The sequence below is a fragment of the Citrobacter sp. Cpo091 genome (assembly GCF_030332645.1).
Lineage (GTDB): Bacteria > Pseudomonadota > Gammaproteobacteria > Enterobacterales > Enterobacteriaceae > Citrobacter > Citrobacter portucalensis.
In genome coordinates, this window is sequence record NZ_JAOWHL010000036.1 from 109070 (window position 1) to 126351 (window position 17282).

General features: G+C 48.9%; 15 protein-coding genes. 13 read left to right on the forward strand and 2 right to left on the reverse strand.

Annotated elements, in window-relative coordinates; genetic code table 11:
• Positions 1 to 9 precede the first annotated feature (9 nt).
• Positions 10 to 444, reverse strand: coding sequence for a tripartite tricarboxylate transporter TctB family protein (locus OGY04_RS14575; protein WP_008321484.1), 435 nt, complete (start codon positions 442 to 444; stop codon positions 10 to 12).
• A gap of 14 nt (positions 445 to 458) precedes the next feature.
• Positions 459 to 1436, reverse strand: coding sequence for a Bug family tripartite tricarboxylate transporter substrate binding protein (locus OGY04_RS14580; RefSeq protein ID WP_008785593.1), 978 nt, complete (start codon positions 1434 to 1436; stop codon positions 459 to 461).
• Positions 1437 to 1589: 153 nt separating this feature from the next.
• Between OGY04_RS14580 and tctD the strand changes: the two genes are divergently transcribed.
• The 13 genes from tctD to OGY04_RS14645 all read left to right on the forward strand — a co-directional run bounded on the left by tctD (position 1590) and on the right by OGY04_RS14645 (position 17242).
• The gene (gene tctD / locus OGY04_RS14585; protein ID WP_003826032.1) at positions 1590 to 2264 is read left to right on the forward strand and encodes a transcriptional regulator TctD; all 675 of its coding nucleotides are present in this window, start codon (positions 1590 to 1592) and stop codon (positions 2262 to 2264) included.
• Entirely contained in the window at positions 2251 to 3663 is a 1413-nt protein-coding gene (locus tag OGY04_RS14590; RefSeq protein ID WP_267442151.1) for a sensor histidine kinase, read from the forward strand. Before tctD ends, OGY04_RS14590 begins: the two co-directional genes overlap by 14 nt.
• Before the next feature lie 454 nt (positions 3664 to 4117).
• Positions 4118 to 5533 (forward strand): undecaprenyl-phosphate glucose phosphotransferase, encoded by a 1416-nt coding sequence (locus OGY04_RS14595; protein ID WP_008785590.1) that lies wholly within the window; start codon positions 4118 to 4120, stop codon positions 5531 to 5533.
• Positions 5523 to 6809: an outer membrane beta-barrel protein gene (locus OGY04_RS14600; protein WP_045899700.1), complete on the forward strand. Its 1287-nt coding sequence runs from the start codon at positions 5523 to 5525 to the stop codon at positions 6807 to 6809. The genes OGY04_RS14595 and OGY04_RS14600 overlap by 11 nt, the downstream gene beginning before the upstream one ends.
• A gap of 1 nt (position 6810) precedes the next feature.
• Positions 6811 to 7368 carry a polysaccharide biosynthesis/export family protein gene (locus OGY04_RS14605; RefSeq protein WP_003826038.1) on the forward strand — a complete coding sequence of 186 codons (558 nt, stop codon included), beginning with the start codon at positions 6811 to 6813 and terminating at the stop codon, positions 7366 to 7368.
• 2 nt (positions 7369 to 7370) lie between these two features.
• Positions 7371 to 9500 carry a GumC family protein gene (locus OGY04_RS14610; RefSeq protein WP_286585446.1) on the forward strand — a complete coding sequence of 710 codons (2130 nt, stop codon included), beginning with the start codon at positions 7371 to 7373 and terminating at the stop codon, positions 9498 to 9500.
• Complete coding sequence (locus tag OGY04_RS14615; RefSeq protein ID WP_286585447.1) at positions 9497 to 10708, forward strand: lipopolysaccharide biosynthesis protein; 1212 nt, start codon at positions 9497 to 9499, stop codon at positions 10706 to 10708. Before OGY04_RS14610 ends, OGY04_RS14615 begins: the two co-directional genes overlap by 4 nt.
• Positions 10705 to 12075, forward strand: coding sequence for a hypothetical protein (locus tag OGY04_RS14620; protein ID WP_008785587.1), 1371 nt, complete (start codon positions 10705 to 10707; stop codon positions 12073 to 12075). Before OGY04_RS14615 ends, OGY04_RS14620 begins: the two co-directional genes overlap by 4 nt.
• A 4-nt stretch (positions 12076 to 12079) precedes the next feature.
• Positions 12080 to 13069, forward strand: coding sequence for a glycosyltransferase family 2 protein (locus OGY04_RS14625; protein ID WP_100271992.1), 990 nt, complete (start codon positions 12080 to 12082; stop codon positions 13067 to 13069).
• Between the two features lie 14 nt (positions 13070 to 13083).
• Complete coding sequence (locus OGY04_RS14630; RefSeq protein WP_286585448.1) at positions 13084 to 14295, forward strand: glycosyltransferase family 4 protein; 1212 nt, start codon at positions 13084 to 13086, stop codon at positions 14293 to 14295.
• A 1-nt stretch (position 14296) separates the two neighbouring features.
• On the forward strand, positions 14297 to 15409 hold the full coding sequence (locus OGY04_RS14635) for a glycosyltransferase family 4 protein (protein WP_286585449.1): 1113 nt from the start codon (positions 14297 to 14299) through the stop codon (positions 15407 to 15409).
• Between the two features lie 2 nt (positions 15410 to 15411).
• On the forward strand, positions 15412 to 15819 hold the full coding sequence (locus tag OGY04_RS14640; RefSeq protein ID WP_003826052.1) for a hypothetical protein: 408 nt from the start codon (positions 15412 to 15414) through the stop codon (positions 15817 to 15819).
• A gap of 31 nt (positions 15820 to 15850) precedes the next feature.
• Positions 15851 to 17242: a DUF4832 domain-containing protein gene (locus OGY04_RS14645; RefSeq protein ID WP_286585450.1), complete on the forward strand. Its 1392-nt coding sequence runs from the start codon at positions 15851 to 15853 to the stop codon at positions 17240 to 17242.
• The last annotated feature ends 40 nt before the right edge of the window (positions 17243 to 17282 follow it).

The following is a 17282-nucleotide window of genomic DNA, read 5'->3' on the forward strand; positions in this document are numbered from 1 at the left end:
GTTTCTCCGTTAACCCAGCCAGGCGCCGAGTGGTAAGGTGACGTCAAGCAGTCGGTCAAAGGCATACCACAGCAGAATGCCGAGCACCGCGCCGGAAATACCCGCAGCCGGGATGGTTGCGCCGAACAGCATGCCAATCACCACGGTGAGAATGGCGGTGGCGATGGGAAAACCGAGCCACTCAAAACCCCAGGCGTACATCAACAGAACAATGACCATCGTCAGCAGCTTTTGCAGCACGTGGCGACGGGGCCAACTGATGGTGTCCGGATGGCGCAACAGCAGCGCCACGGCGCAGACCAGCATCAGACTGATAATGCCAAGCGGGAAGGGACGCGGCCCTACGGGTTCATAGCTGTATTCGCTGCTGATTTGCCAGGCCACGAACAGCCCGGCTATGCAGAGCAACAGCCAGATACCTGCGAAAATACGATCGCTCATCATCTTTGCCTCTGCGTTTACTTCGCCAGACCGAAGGCTTTCGCCTGCTCACGATAATCCGTGACCTGCTTTTTCACGTAGTCGTCGAGCTGTTTACCGCTCATGTTGAACTCAAACAGACCGCGCAGATCGCGCTGCTTTTTAAACTCATCGGTCTGCTGGAGTTTGTTAAAGGCATCAACCCACCACTGATACTCGGCGTCGCTGACTTTTGGCCCAACGTAGAAGCCACGAATGATAGGCCACACGAGGTCATAACCCTGCTCTTTAGCGGTTGGTACGTTGGCTAACTGGCCCGGCAGGCGTTCATCAGAGAACACTGCGAGCACGCGGATTTTGTCGCCGCTGAGGTAAGGCACCATCTCACTGAGATCGCCGGAAACCACCTGTACGTGATTTCCCATCAATGCGGTAACCGGTTCGCCACCGCCTTCAAAGGCCACGTAGCGCATCTTGTGCGGATCGACATTGGCTTTTTGCGCCAGCAACGCCGACTTCATCCAGTCCTGGCTACCGATAGAGGCGCCAGCACCAATGACCACGCTGTTGGGATCTTTTTCCATGGCTGTCAGCAGATCTTTCAGCGTCTTCCATGGCGCGTCCTGACGTACGGCAATCATGCCGTAATCGGTACCCACACTGGCCAGCCAGCGGACATCATCCACGCCGTAGCGACCAAACTTGCCCTGTGACAGATTCAGCAAGGAGCCGCCGGAGAAGGCCACCACGGTGCCTGCTTCAGCCGGGCGTTGGGCAACAATCGCGTTATAGGCCACAGCGCCAACGCCGCCGGGCATGTAGGTCACGCGCATCGGTTTTTCGATAGCGCCGGTTTCCATCAAACTCACCTGAATCAGCTTACAGGTGAGATCGAAACCACCGCCGGGTTTAGCAGGGGCGATACATTCAGTGCGCGACGGCGCTTGTTCTGCCAGTACAGAGGTACTCATCAGTAAAATGCTTGCAGTAAGGGTACGAAATAACTGTTTTTTCATTGTTTATCCTCACACCGGAAAACCGGATTTTCAGGTACGGAAGAAGATTTTTGTGATTATGTGAGCCGATGTGTAGCAGTTCGGTTGCGTGATTGTTAAAACATTAACCTTTCAATTCCCTTTCAATGCGGCAGAAACTTTACAGGATGTGATATGCGTCTCTTATTAGCGGAAGATAACCGTGAGTTAGCTCACTGGCTGGAGAAAGCGCTAGTGCAAAACGGTTTTGCCGTTGACTGCGTGTTTGATGGCCTGGCAGCCGACCATCTTTTACATAGCGAAACGTATGCGCTGGCGGTGCTCGACATCAATATGCCGGGGCTGGATGGCCTGGAAGTCGTTCAGCGGCTGCGCAAGCGCGGGCAGACGCTTCCTGTCCTGCTGCTGACGGCGCGTAGCGCGGTGGCCGATAGGGTGAAAGGGTTGAACGTCGGAGCCGATGATTATCTGGCAAAGCCGTTTGAAATCGAGGAACTGGATGCCCGACTGCGGGCCTTGCTGCGTCGCAGTGCGGGACAGGTGCAAGGCATACAGCAACTGGGGGAGCTGGCGTTTCACGATGAAGGCTATTTTCTGTTGCAGGGGCAGCCGTTGGCGCTCACGCCACGTGAACAGGCGCTGTTAACGGTGCTGATGTACCGTCGGTTGCGACCGGTTTCACGTCAGCAGTTGTTTGAGCAGGTCTTCAGCCTGAGTGATGAGGTTAGTCCTGAAAGCATTGAGCTGTATATCCATCGCTTACGTAAAAAGCTACAGGGAAGCGATGTGCGTATTGCTACGCTGCGTGGTCTGGGCTATGTGCTGGAGCGTAGCGATGAAGTGGGTTAAACCCCAATCGTTGTACCTGCAACTGCTGATGTTTCTGGGCCTGCCGCTAATGTTGCTGTGGGGCCTGTCGGCATTCAACAGCTATGTCAGTGCGCTACAGGCGGCGACCCAGGCGTATGACCGGACACTACTCTCATCCGCCAGGACCGTCTCCGAGCGGCTGGTTGTGCGCAATAAACAGCTGGAAGTGAACGTGCCATGGGTGGTGCTGGACAGCTTTGAACTGAATATGAACGACCGACTGTATTACAAAGTGGTTGATCCGGCGGGGAAGGTTATCTCTGGTTATGACGATTTACCGGCGATGCCGCCTGCTACCTCGCGCACGCGTCTTTACCCGGCGCTGGCATGGTTTTATCACACCGAATATCGCGGTGAGGCAATCCGCGTGGCACGTCTTCTGCAGCCCGTCAACGAAGGCGGCATTGTCGGCATGGCGGAGATTTATGTTGCTGAAACGCTGCAATCGCGGCGTTATCTGGCGCGACAGCTGCTGTTTTCCTCGTGGGTTTCGCAAGGGCTGCTGGTGCTACTGACTCTGGTGCTGGTTGGCTGGCTGCTGCGCCGGGTGCTACGCCCGATGCGCCAGCTGTCATCGCTGATGGTGCGTCGTGAGCCAGGCCTGCTGACGCCGCTGCCGGAGCTGCTGCCATGGTCGGAAACCCGTCTGCTGATTGTGGCATTCAACCGTTATCTGGACCGACTTCGCGGTCTGATCTCTCGCCAGGAGCGCTTCAGCGCGGATGCTTCCCATCAGCTCAAAACGCCGTTGGCGGTACTGAAAACTCAGGCATCGGTGGCTCTCGCCAGCGCCGAACCGCGGCAATGGTATGAGAGTTTACAAGCCATGAGTAGCACGCTCGATAATACCATTCAACTGACGGAGAGGCTGTTGCAGCTGTCTGCGGTGAAGCGCAAAGAGCAGGGGGAAAGGCATTTCTCGCCGGTTAATCTGTATGAGGTGGTGCAAACCAGCTGTTTTACCCGACTGGCGCAGTCGCGTAGTAAAGGGATCGATCTGGGCTATGAGGGGGTACAGGACGCGGTGTGGGTCGAGGGAGATGAAGTGCTGCTCGGCGAGCTGTGTGGGAATCTGCTGGATAACGCACTGAAATACACGCCGTCGCAGGGGATGGTGACCGCCCGGCTGCAACGAGAAGGAGAGGCCGTGGTGCTGGTGGTCGAAGATAGCGGGCCGGGCATAGATGAGCAGATGGTTCATCAGGCCCTGCTGCCGTTTCATCGTCTTGATAACGTAGGCAATGTCCCAGGCGCCGGGATCGGCCTGGCGCTGGTCAATGATATTGCTCGTCTGCATCGCACGCATCCTCAGCTAACGCGTAGTGAGACATTAGGTGGGCTGAGGGTTCGGGTACGCTTTTTAAGCGTTACCGTATGAGGCATTCATGATGATGATATTTGTTGTTTAATTATAATAAAAGGTAATTAATTGTATTATTAATATCATTTGAAATGTTGTCGTAAGGCAGCTGTTTTTATTTTAATTACTGTATTAAACAGCACCTCTAAGGTGATTCAACGTCACTAAAACAATACTTTTGTGCAATTTATCATACATAAAACACTTTTTCATAGACCATGGGATGTTATCTGTCAATAGCGAAAATGTTGTTAAAGGTTATCTTTTTTGCTGAGGTAGATAAAACTTCTATTGATATTATCTGCATTAAAATCATATAGATACGATTTCACTGGGGAGTGTTGTCACAGTAATGAGTATTATTTTTTACATTTACTGACAATGTACCATTGCGTTTTTTAGACTTGTGATATAATTAGCAACATGAAATGAGAAAAAAACAATTAAAGATCAATAAATAATGGGCTGAGATATGCTTAAAAAATCGCTAAAGATTAGCAGCCAAGGATATCCAGTCTTTTTAAAACTGGTCGATTTCATTGTTATCAATGTGACGTTAATTTTTAGCGCCCATCTGCTGGGTTTGGTGCCCTTTAACACCATTGCCATTTTGAGTCTTCTCTTCTCAATCTTTTTCTTGCTGTTTGCTGAATACATTAAAATGTACCAGCAAAAGATTAAGACGATCGGTTTACGTAATCAAAAGCGCTTGGTTTTTTGTACGCTGCTGGCGATTTTTTTTAACGAACTGGTCAGTATGACGGTGGCTGAACCTGAGTCACTGGGCTACTTAGACAGACTGCCTTCCCCTTTTTATTCAGCCATTATTTACTGGTACTTCATTCCATTACCTTTTCTTTACTACATTCGTTTTTTTATTTTTAAGTATTCAACGAAAAAGAGTATCCGTGTGGCGATTATTGGTCTGACCGACAATGGTCTGGCCGCAGAAACCGCGCTAATGAATGAATACGCCAATATCACATTAGATCTGGCCTTTTATGATGAGCGCGCCTTATCTCGCTGTGGCGATGTTGTTGATAAGGTTAAAAGCCCCTTTCGTGGTCCGGTGATCAATCTGGTCGAGGAAGCCAAGAAGGGAAACATAGACGAAATCTATATTGCTTTACCGATGGTTGCTTTACATCGCATTCGTCACTTTTTGGCCATGATGTCAGACACCACCGTAGATACCTATATTGTCCCTGACTTTTATACCTACAGTAACAACATGTCCAAGTTACGCTCCATCCACAATCTGCAAACTATCGGTATCTTTAGTTCACCGTTCGAAGGGGCGGGCTCGTTTATTAAGCGGGCGGAAGATTTGGTTCTTGGCAGCATCATTATGGTGATGATTTCCTCCCTGATGCTGGCGATTGCCATTGGTATCAAACTCACGTCCCGTGGGCCGGTTTTTTTCAAACAGGACCGCTATGGCTTGAGTGGGCAAAAAATTAAGGTCTGGAAGTTTCGTTCTATGCGCGTCATGGAGAATTCCGATACGGTTATTCAGGCCACTAAAAACGATCCGCGGGTAACCAAATTCGGGAGCTTTTTGCGCCGCACTTCGCTGGATGAACTTCCGCAATTTATTAATGTTTTGCAGGGAAGTATGTCGATTGTCGGTCCCAGACCTCATGCGGTTACGCATAATGAGCAGTACCGAAAACAGGTCGAAAATTACATGATTCGCCATAAAGTTAAGCCAGGGATCACTGGGCTTGCGCAGATCAACGGGTTCCGCGGGGAGATCGATGCGCTTTATAAGATGGAAAAAAGGGTTCAGTACGATATTGAGTACATTCAAAACTGGTCGTTATGGCTGGATATAAAAATTATTATTAAAACTATTTTCAAAGGATTTGTCGGTAAGAATGCATACTAAATTACTCGTTATTACCGGAATCGTGATATCGCAGTCCGCATGGGCTGATTTAACACCGAAATCACACATTGGCTTTGCGGGGATAGACTTCCAGGGCAAGGTCGCTGTGGACTATGGTTATAATGATAACGTGTCTTATCAGCCACATAGCAGCGATGCTATCGGTTCATCGTTTCAGAGTGCGGCGCCCGTTCTGAGCATGATTGGAGAGCGTGGTCAGGATAAGTATTTGCTGATGTACTCTGGGGATTATCGTAATTACTCAAGCGATTCTGCTGATAACTACAACGATCATTTTTTCCGTTTTAACGGTGCCTGGCGTTATGGACTCAAGCATGGCTTAACCCTCAATCTGGAGGATTCGCTTGGGCATGAATCCCGCGGTCGTGACATCACCGAGGGGTTTCTACCGAGTCAGTTTGAGCAGTATGGGATTAAATCTCCGCTGACGACGAATTTTATCAATAGCGAATTGCGCTACAGCTACGGTGCGCCTGATGGTCGCGGCAAAGCGGAACTGGCGTTGTTATACAAAAAACTGACTTTCGGTAACACCTCTGATGTTCGGGACAGCAGTGAGGACTTCTACAATTATATTCAGGAACAGGAATGGCATGAAAATAGCCTGATAGCGGAAGTTTTTGACCAATACTCATCCAGAACGCGCTTTCGCTATAGCTTTATTACTAACCAGCGTCGCTATGATAACAACTCAGATAAAGACACTAATGAGTATTATTTACTGTATGGCCTGAAGTCGCAGTTGACGGGGAAAACCAATGTCGACATGAATATTTCATGGCTGTATAAAACATTTGAAAACAACGCAAACTCGCATGATTTTAATGGTCTAAACTGGGACATAAAAGCGGAGTGGAAGCCGTTACAGCAGTCTGTTTTCACGGCCCACTCTGCGCAAAGCATTAAAGACCCATCGGAAGTTGGGGGATATATTTTAGTGACCCAGTATGGCCTTTCTTACCAGCATTTCTGGTTAGGCACTCGTTTTTCTACTTTATTGGACTACTCATTCACTTCGGAAGACTATAAAAAACAGAACAAGGATCGACATGATAAAGATGGCGTGTTTAGCGTCACCATGAGCTATGACTACACGCCGTCGGTTAATTTTGAGATTAAATATCAGATAGATACATTAAATTCGAATAAGGATACTGACTCGTTTTATATCGGTCCCAACGACAATCAGGAAGTCATTAGAACGTTGGGTTATGATAATTCTATGATTATGCTTAAAGCTAAGGTTCAGATCTAAAATGAAAATAATAGAACTGTGCGCGGTTTTGCTATTCAGTATCCTGTTGGTCGGATGCACAGCGTCCAGCCCGCGATTAATGGACGATCCTGCTACTGTTCAGCAGGATTACCGGCTTGGGGCGGGGGATACGGTCAATATCGCTGTTCATGGTCAACCCGATATGACGATGCGGTTTATTTTGGATAAGAGCGGGGAAATTAATTTCCCGTTTGTTGGTGCTCTTAAATTACAAGATAAAACCGTTGATCAAGTGACTAAAGAATTAACTCAACGCCTGACCGGAGATTATTTTACATCTCCAATGGTGACGGTGAGTATTGCCGAGTTCCGCAAATACTATGTTTCAGGTGAGGTAAAAAGTCCAAATGGCTTCGCCTATGAGCCAGGGCTTACCGTCGAGAAATCTATTGCGCAGGCGGGTGGATTTACAGATCGTGCTGACCGAAAAGATATCAACATTCGCCTGTCAGGGAGCAATCAGCTGCTTGAGAATGTCGATTTAACGCACTCTGTTCATCCTGGGGATGTCGTGATTATTGGCATGGGGTTCTTCTGACGATGAAACTATCAATAGTGGAAAACGGCAAAAAACGAGAAAGCAGTGTCGAATTCTCCCGCTTTGCCAAAGAGCTGAAAAAGAACGCCTGGAAAATCGCGCTGGCCGGTATCGTTGCCGGGGTCGTCGCGTATCCGTTAATCAGCATGATGTCCTCAAAGTATGTTTCAACGGCGACGGTGCTAATTAAGGCGCAGGCTGATAACGTTTCTCCGTTTCCACAGGTTGATGGTTTCGATTCAACACGCAGTGGTTACTACGAAACACAATATGCGTTGATGCATTCACGTATTGTGCTGGAGCAAGCCGTACGTGATATGAAGCTGGATGAAAACCCGGAGTTTACCGGGGAAAAAGCCGGTGCTCAGGGGGCTGATAGCAATGAAAGTCGGCAACTGAGAATGGAGCAAGCGCTGAAAACGTTATCGAAAAACCTGAATGTCATCGGTATTCGCACGACGAACCTGGCTTCCATTACCTATGAATCAACTTCGCCTCAGGTTGCGGCTGATATTGCCAACGGCGTCGCGCAGGCTTTCATCAACTATACGGTGGAGCAGAAACGTCTGAAGGTGGAGAAAGCTCGCGAACTGAATTTTGAAAAAATGGAAGAGATTCAGAAGTCGATAGCTAAGCAAAAAGACGAGATGGACAGCTATCTGAAAAATGCCGGGCTGCTGACCTTCCGCGGTATCGATGGTTTTGAAACCGAGCAGTTAAGTATCGTAACTAATCGCCTGGCCGATGCGACCCAGCGTCGGGTTGCCGCTGAATCCGTCTATAACGAGGTGAACGGGGGAGGAAAGTCCCTTGAGAGCGTTATCTCGCTGCCTTCGGTCTCTAACCACGCTCAGATCCAGGATTTGCGCATTGCGTTGATTCAGGCGCAACGAACGTTGTCCGAACAGCGTAAAGTCTATGGGCCAAAAAATCCCGCTATTTTAAAAGCCGAGGCCGATGTTCAGTCGATCCAAAGCCAGACCGGACGAGTGTTGGGCGAGCTGAAAGTCGGTTTACGTCAGCAATATCTGGCGGCGCTGGCGGACGAAAAAAACTATCAACAGCAAGTGATTGAGCAGAAAGAGATCTTCCAGAAAATGGCGTCAAAACGGGATGCCTGGAACAGTCAAAAGCTGTCGTTAGATAAAATGGAAGACCTGTATAAATCGCTTTATCAACGTACTCAGGAGCTGTCGCTGTCCGGCGTGAATGCCGATGCGGTGTTATACGACCCTGCGGTACCCGCGTTAAAACCGGCGAAACCGAATAAATCTTTATTGTTGCTGATGGTGGTCATGCTGGTGGTGGTGTTCAGCATCATGTATTTCATTGTCAAAGCGGCAATGGATAACTCAATCGGTACCCTTAGTCGCATGAAAAAACGGCTCAATGTTGTTCCGTTGGGTGAAATTCGTCGTTTTAGCGGAACCTCAGGGCGCGCACAGGTGCGGGACATGATCATGAAGAACCCGCTTAATGCCGATATTGTGCACGGTATCCGTACCCGGATTATGCTGGATAATCGACCTTTACAGACGCTCGCCGTGGCGTCGACGGAGCACGGCGATGGGCGTTCTTTGTTGGCGAATCTGTTAGCGAACTCTTTTAGTTTCGACCAGAAAACACTGCTTATTGATGCAGATTTCTTTAACACTGGTGGGCTCACATCCGAGCTGGCGTCAGCTACATCCGCAGGCTTAGCGGAACTGCTGCGCGGGGAGACAGAGCTTGAACAGGCGAGGATCAAACTCAGTGATAACCTCGACTTTATTCCACACGGCAAGAACACCATCTCATCTTTACTGATGCTGTCGTCGGAGCATGTTGAACTCTTAATGCGTGAGTTGAAATCGCATTATCAGCGCATCATTATTGATGTTGCTGCCGTGAATCAGAGCCAGGATGTTCAACTGATCAAACGTACCGTCGATGGCGTTGTTTTCATTGTGAAAGCCGGGGCGGGCTCCGCGGGACTAATCGCCAACGCGCTGGATAAGATCGAGGAAAATAACGGCGTGGTGATTGGTGCGGTGCTCAATGCAGTTGAAGAAAAGGATCTTGAGACGCAAGAGGGTCTGCGTTCACTGAACTTCAGTACCGATCAACTGATGGCAACGCCAGGCCGCGTATGAGTCTACTGAAGAGCGCTTCCACGATAGCCGGTTCATCAGTCATCTCGCAGTTGATTGGTGCACTGTCTATTTGGTTGATTTCACACAAGTACGATATGGCTGAAGTGGGACTTTATGCGCTCAACTACAGCATCGCCGTGGTGGGCGCTCAGGTGTGTACCTTTGCATCACAGCTGTTAATTCCTAAACAGCAGGATGACGAACTGGTGCAGAATGTTGTGTTTTGCCTGATCCAAAGCACGATCATTGCCTTACCGTATGCTGTGCTGACCGCGTGGCTGTTTCACCAGAACATTCTGTTTCTCTATTTGCTGACGCTGGCAACGGCGTGGGTTTTAATCTCGGAAAACCTGTCGCTACGCACGGCCAACTTTCGTTTTCTGATTTTCCAGCGTATTTCTGTCTCTGTGGTGGTATTACTTTCGGTTCTGGTTACGCACCATGTACAACTATTTTATTGGTCGTGGGCCTGTACGACGATGGTGCTGACCATAAGCTGTATTTTGCATTCGTTTGATATTCGTTCGGTGGCGGCCAGACATCTGCGGCCCACCAGTAATTGGCATTTTTTCAAACAGAATATTCATCACATTACCAAAGTGGGCAGCGCGGAAGTGCTGGCGATGGCCAGCAGCAATTTGCCTATTATGCTGATTAACTTTTGGTTCTCGGCGCTGACGGCGGGTTATTTTTCCGTGGTTAGCCGCTTTTGCCTGGCGCCGGTGGTGATCATCGGGAATGCGGTGCGCAATACTATTTTTTCTAAATGGTCTATCGACTTCAGAAATAATACCTTCAACTATCAGGAGTATACCAGGGTACGTATGCTATTGCTGGTACTAGGGGCTATCTGTACCCTTGGGGTTTTTATTTTCTATCCGATTGTGATGCGCCTCGGCTTTAGCGAAGACTGGATAAACTCCATTGAGACGTCACGCTACATGTTGCCCTATTTATTCCCGGCGCTGGCGATAAGCCCTCTGACGGTGATAGAGCTTATTTTTGGTTCCCATCGCTATTTTCTGCGTATCCAACTGGAACAGCTGGCGATTGTACTCTTCGCTTTTGTTGTGACGCCCTATTTTTATAAAGATTATGCAACGTCGGTCATCTTGTTTTCTTCACTGACATTTATTCGCTACGCCTTCATTTATCTGAAAATGAATAAGCGAGCCAATCTCCTGAAAGACAAGCCGGTGATACTATGACGCTGAATACCGGATACTATTTACAGGTTTATACCTTTGTCACGCTGATCCTGTGTGGCCTGGTGCAATACTTTACCGGCATGCAGTCAGTGCTGTGGATACCTTTTTTCCTGACCCTGTTGATGGTGGGATTATTGGTGATGCAGACGCGTGATGGCTCCTTACATCTGGATGCCCAGGAGACGATTGTCCTGGCGTTGTACTTTTCGTTTCTGGTGCTGGCTGGAGCATCGACGCTGATTCAGGGCGGGATCACCGTCGCGATTGTGGCATTTAAAAACGAAATTGCGCTGTCGCTGGTGATGATCTGTTTGCTGCTGGGCTTTTGCAGGGAATCACAGATTTACCGCGCAACGCGCTATCTGTATTGGGTGTTTTACGCGCAGATTCCGGTAATGATTTATCAGGTTTTACTGGTTGTTCCCCAGCGCGTTGCGGTGCGCGGCGAAGATGAGAAATGGGACTCCGTGGTTGGCACGTTTGGCGGTGACCCAATGGGAGGCGGGAATACTGCCGCAATGGGCCTGTTTTGCCTGTTAATTATGTTGTTAAAAGTCTCAGAATATAAGCATGGACTCACCACGTTCAAATCCATGGCGCTGCATATTGTTCTCGGTATCGGGTTATGCATCATTGGTGAAGTGAAGTTTGTCATCCTGCTATCGCCTATATTCCTGGCGTGGGTGTGGCTTTCACCGAGCTACGTCAAAGACGTTAGTAAGGTCAATCTGAAGACGTTGTTGGTTATTGTGGCGGGAATGCTGTTGCTTATTAGCCTGTCGATTGTGATCCTCGCGTACTATTATTCTACAGCGTTCGGTGGCGATCCATCGAAAAGCTCGTTAAGTATTTTTATCGACTCCTTAAGCTATATCTTTGATCCGAACTACATTATGTCTACCGGTGAATTAGGGCGCTTTACGACGTTCCTGTTCTGGTTGAAAAATAACGATCTGTGGGGGCTTTCAGGAACGTTATTTGGCTACGGACTCAATGCCACTAACAGTGGTAGTACGGTGTCGCCGGGCTTTTTGAATATTATCTACAACTTAATTCTCGACTCGACTTCCCTGAGTATGCTGCTGTGGGAAGTTGGGGTGATCGGCACGTTGCTCTTTATTAGCTTATTCATTTATATCCTGAAAGTTTGTCAGCCAAAGCCATTACTGACGCTTGAACAACTGGACCAGCAGGATCTCCAGTTATTGAGCTTTGCACCGGCGTTTAACGCTTTTGCTATCAGTTGCTTAATTAGCTTACCTTACAGCCAGATACTGATGATTACACCGATGTTACAATTCCTGTTCTATTTATCACTAGGATCAAGTTTAGTGATTCGTCGAACCGTCCTTCGCTGCGTAGGGTAATTGTATGGACCAAAAACCGTTTATTTCAGTGAGTATTAAAACACTCAATGAATCTAAATGTATTGAGAAGACGATTGACAGTATCCGTAAGCAGCTTATTGATTACCCACACAAAATTATTGTGGCAGATAGTCTGTCAACGGATAACACCCAACAGCTTGCGATCGATAAAGGGGTGACCGTAGTGTCCTTAACTGACCCTGGCGATCGCTGCTGTGGCGTCGGGCACCAGTTAGGTTATCTGTATAGTGAAGGGGAATATCTGCTGCTGATGGACGGCGACATGGAGCTGGAGGAGGACTTTGTGGATCAGGCCGTCGCGTTTTTGCAGGCCGAACCAGAATATGCAGGCGTTGCGGGAACCGTTGAAATGGACGATGCCGTAAACTATGAATTTAAATCGCGTAAGCAACGCATTAATAAAATCTATCCACTCGGGGATAGCGATCATCTGGGTGGCGGTGGGCTGTATCGTCGGTCGGCGATTGAAAAAATTGGTTATCTGACTAACCGTAATTTGCACGCGTATGAAGAGGCTGAACTGGGCCTGCGTTTAATCGAAGCAGGCTATAAACTGCGGCGTCTGGATATTCCTTACTTCAGCCATACGTCACATACGCTGCCGACGTTTAAGATGCTGGCGCGGCGCTGGACCAGTGGTTATTACCAGGCGCCAGGTGAGCTTTTGCGTTGTAGTTGGGGGAAGCCCTGGTTTTCCCAGTCATTCAACATCGTGAAGAATGAGGCGGTATTTGCGCTCTACCTTATTCTCTTATTTGTGGCGCTGCTCAGTTTAAATATCAATGTGTTTGCCGTTGCGCTTCTACCATTACTGGCGTTTGCTTTGTTGAAGATTGTGCAAAACCGCTCGTTAACAGATGGGCTGCAAAGCGTTATTAATTTAATCGTACGCTCAGCGGGGCTGATCAAAGGTATTTTTTATCCGGTACGCGATCCGCTGACTCCGCCTAACAGTAAAATCATTCATGAATAACCGGGGCAGGCGCCATGAAAGTATTATTGGTTAACAAGTTTTTTTTCATCAAAGGCGGCGCAGAAACAGTTTATTTTCAAGAGCGCGATATGCTGAAACAGGCCGGAGTGCGGGTTATTGATTTCTCTATGCAGCATGAGAATAATTTCCCCTCGGACTATGCGGATTATTTCGTCAGTAATGTGGACTACCACAAAGCGAGCAATCTGCTGGGTGGTATCAAAACGGCGGTTAACTTTATTCATAATTCGCAGGCCTGCAAAAGAATGCTGGCGCTATTAGAAAAAGAGCGCCCGGATATCGTCCATTTTCACAACATCTACCATCAGTTAACACCAGCGTTGATTAAAGTTGCGCGCAATTTTGGCTGCAAAACGGTGCTGACTGCGCATGACTATAAGATTGTGTGCCCCGCGTATTCCATGCTGCGCGACGGCAAGGTGTGTGATTCCTGTATTACCGGAACGGTTTTCAATGCCTTCAGATATCGTTGTCAGGAAGGTTCAGCCTCAAAAAGTTTACTGCTCTCCCTGGAGGCAACCTGGCAGTACATTGCACAAAACTATCAGGCACTGGATGTGATTGTTTCACCAAGCGTTTTTTTACGCGGTGTCTTGCTGCGCACGCTGCCAAATTCGCGCATTGATGTCATCGTCAATGGCGTTGATGACAGCCGTCCCCTGGCTGAAGTGAGCGATGAGGGCTATATGCTGTACTTTGGCCGTCTGAGCCGTGAAAAGGGCGTGGCAACGTTGTTGGCAGCGCATAAAAAAATGCAGAACAAAGCGCCGCTGAAAGTTGTGGGGCACGGTCCGTTGCATGATGAATTAGCCGCCAAATACCCTGATGTTGAGTTTTTAGGTTATGTGCAACAAGGGGAAGCCCTCGACAACCTTATTAAGCATGCGCGAGCGGTGATCCTGCCTTCAGAATGCTATGAAAACTGTTCTATGGCGATATTAGAAGCGATGTCCTTAGGCAAGCCGGTTATCGGGTCGCGCATCGGCGGTATACCGGAACAAATTCGTGACGGTATCGAAGGGATTTTATTCGAACCGGGCAATGCGCAGGAGTTAGCCAATGCGATGGATGCCCTGGCCGACTCGCCAGAGAAAGCGCGGGTCATGGGCTTACTTGGTCGTGCGCGGTTGAGTGAAAAATATGCGCTGAGTAAACATATGGATACCCTACAGGCGCTGTATAAAGAACTGCTGAGCAGGCCATAGTATGAGTAAAAAAATAACGGTTTTTGGAACACGTGGTATTCCCGATGTATTGGGCGGTGTGGAGACACACTGTCAGAATCTATATCCTGCCATTAAGCAGCAGTTCGACGTGGATATTTGCGTGATTGCTCGCTCGCCATATGTAAATTACAAACGATCGGTATATAAAAAAGTCGAAACCTACGCGCTGTGGGCACCCAAAAAGCGCTCGCTGGAAGCGATTGTCCATTCCGTTATAGCGGCGTTTAGGACACGTATCGACCATTCAGATATTGTGCATGTCCATGCTATCGGCCCTGGCCTTGTGATCCCACTCTTACGCGTGATGGGTAAGAAGGTGGTTTTTACCCACCATGGGCCCGATTACGATCGCCAGAAATGGGGATTTGTAGCCAAAAAAATATTGTTGCTGGGTGAGCGTTGGGCGGTGAGATATGCCAACGAAGTGATTGTGATTTCTGACGTTATTAATCAACTGATCCAGAAAAAACACGGTCGCTATGATGCGCATTTAATTCACAATGGCGTGAACGAGCCGCGGTTATTATCACAGCTCACCATCGACAATACGCTCTCCCGCTTTGGACTGCAGCCGAAAAACTACCTCGTGGTGGTTGGGCGGTTTGTGGAAGAAAAAGGGATGCATGATGCCATCGCCGCTTATCAACGCAGTGGTTTGACCATGCCGTTAGTGTTAATTGGCGATGCGGATCATCCGACCGAATACAGCGTGCGCCTCAAAAAGCTTGCCGCCGACACGCCAGGTGTTGTGATGACTGGTTTTTTACGTGGTGACGAACTTCAGGCGGTGTTTTCGCAGGCTAAATTGTTTGTGATGCCCTCATACCATGAAGGATTGCCCATTGCGCTGCTGGAGGCAATGTCATTTTCTCTTCCGGCCATCGTCAGTGATATTCCGGCTAACCTTGAAGTTCAACTGCCCGCCGAGGCCTATTTTAAGGTGGGAGATGTAACCGGTCTGGCTGAAAAATTAGGCCAAGGGGCAACAGCAAATAGCGTGGACTATGGTGTATATTTGCAAAACTACAATTGGCATGAAATCGCCAAAAAGACGGTTAACGTCTACCACTCCATTGATAAAGATATAGGTTAATTTTGACCAGTCCTCAAAATCGTCCTCCTGCCATCGAACGGTTTTACGCTCACCTTGATGAGCGGATAGCGGAGGAATTGACCCCTGAACAAAAAGAAGGGGTGGAAAAAGCGCTCCTTGCTACAACCCTGACTTCGCGGCATCAGATCGATATTCGCAGAAGCTTTCCTTTTTTCAGTAAGCGTTATTATCTGGTTTTTTTATTTGGCAGAGATTTACGCCGCCAGCATCGCCAGGAATCAACCCTGTCGAGAATGTTACTCACTTTTTTGCTGCTGATTGCCGTGCTATTCGTCACCTGCTGCATATTGCTGACGCTGTATATGATCAAATCCGCGTTAGGTATTGATGTGTTCCAAAATTTTCACGTAGGTATCTGGGACTGGTGGTTAAGCCTGAAAGACCGCTAGCGTTAACAAATTGGTGGAGGACGTCATTGCGATGAAGCGTAAATGGGTTTGTGCGTTGTTGAGCATGTTTTTCCCGCTGACGGTTATGGCCGCATTGACGACCGTCACCCCCAAAGCATTGACGGGCCCGTTAACCAATCCGGGGATTGGCGTGGCAAGTTTTCATCAGGGATACGGTGAAACGCTGGGGCTGGCGGACTATCCCAATACCGGATTTGAATACGAGCGTTTTTACTGGCGGGACCTGGAGCCAGTCGAAGGCCAGTACAATTTTGCGTTGGTGGATGATGCCTTCAAATACGCGGCGGCACATCGTCCTGCGATGAATGTCGGGCTACGATTTATGGCTCTGGCAGAGCCGGAAAGCGGTTCGCAAATTCCTGACTGGCTGATTAAAAAAGGCGTGAAAGGAACCTGGACGCCGGATAAAAAGACATTTGCCCCGGATTTAGACGATCCTCTGTTTATTCAATACAGTCAGCGTCTGTTGAACGCATTTGGTAAGCGCTACGATGGTAATGAGAATCTCGCGTTTGTTGATATTGGCATGGTGGGATCGTGGGGAGAATGGCATAACAGCAACTTCCCTAACCTGAAGCCATTACTGGAGCGATACACCACGGCGCAACTGGATCGCTACGTCGCGATGCACTTTTCTGCTTTTCCGGTGACGCCAAAAACCATGCTGATAAGCGGCGGTCAAAGTCTGGCGAATGCGGTGGCGCGTGGGGCTGGGTGGCGTGCGGACTGTTGGGGGGACCTGCGCGTATTTTCGGACTCCTGGAACCATATGGCTGATGATTACCCCCAGCGATTGCTGGCTGCGCAGCAGAGTTATTCAGGGTTTAACGATGCCTGGAAACGTGCGCCGGTGAGTCTGGAGATCTGCTCGTATATGCAGGACTGGAAGAACACCTTTCACTATACACGTTCTGAAGTGCAGGGGATTTTTGACTGGGCGGTCAAGCAGCACGCCAGTACCATTAACCTGAAATCGAGAACGATACCCAGCGACTATCGACCGATTGTCGACAATGCGCTGACCAAATTGGGCTATCGATTTCGCCTTGCGTCCCTGAGTCATGAGTCCGTGTGGGTCAGCGGGAAAACGCTGATATTGAACAGTACCTGGTACAATGAGGGTATCGCACCGATTTATCTGCCTTACATACTGGCATTCCGGGTCGTAGACAGCGCCAATAAGGTGGTGGCACAGGGGAATTCCGCGGAGGATATTCGCCGCTGGCTCCCCGGTAAGTATCAGGTCAGTTATGCGTTATCTATGCCAGGCCGACTGGCGAAAGGGCAATACGCGATTGAGGTTGCGATGCTGGATAAGTCGGGTGCGGCGAGAATTAACTTTGCCAATGAAGGGAAACAGAGCAGCGGCTGGTACCGGGTATCAACAATAACGGTACGCTAGTCAGACACAGCAGCGAGCCTGACGGTCAGGCTCGCTGCTG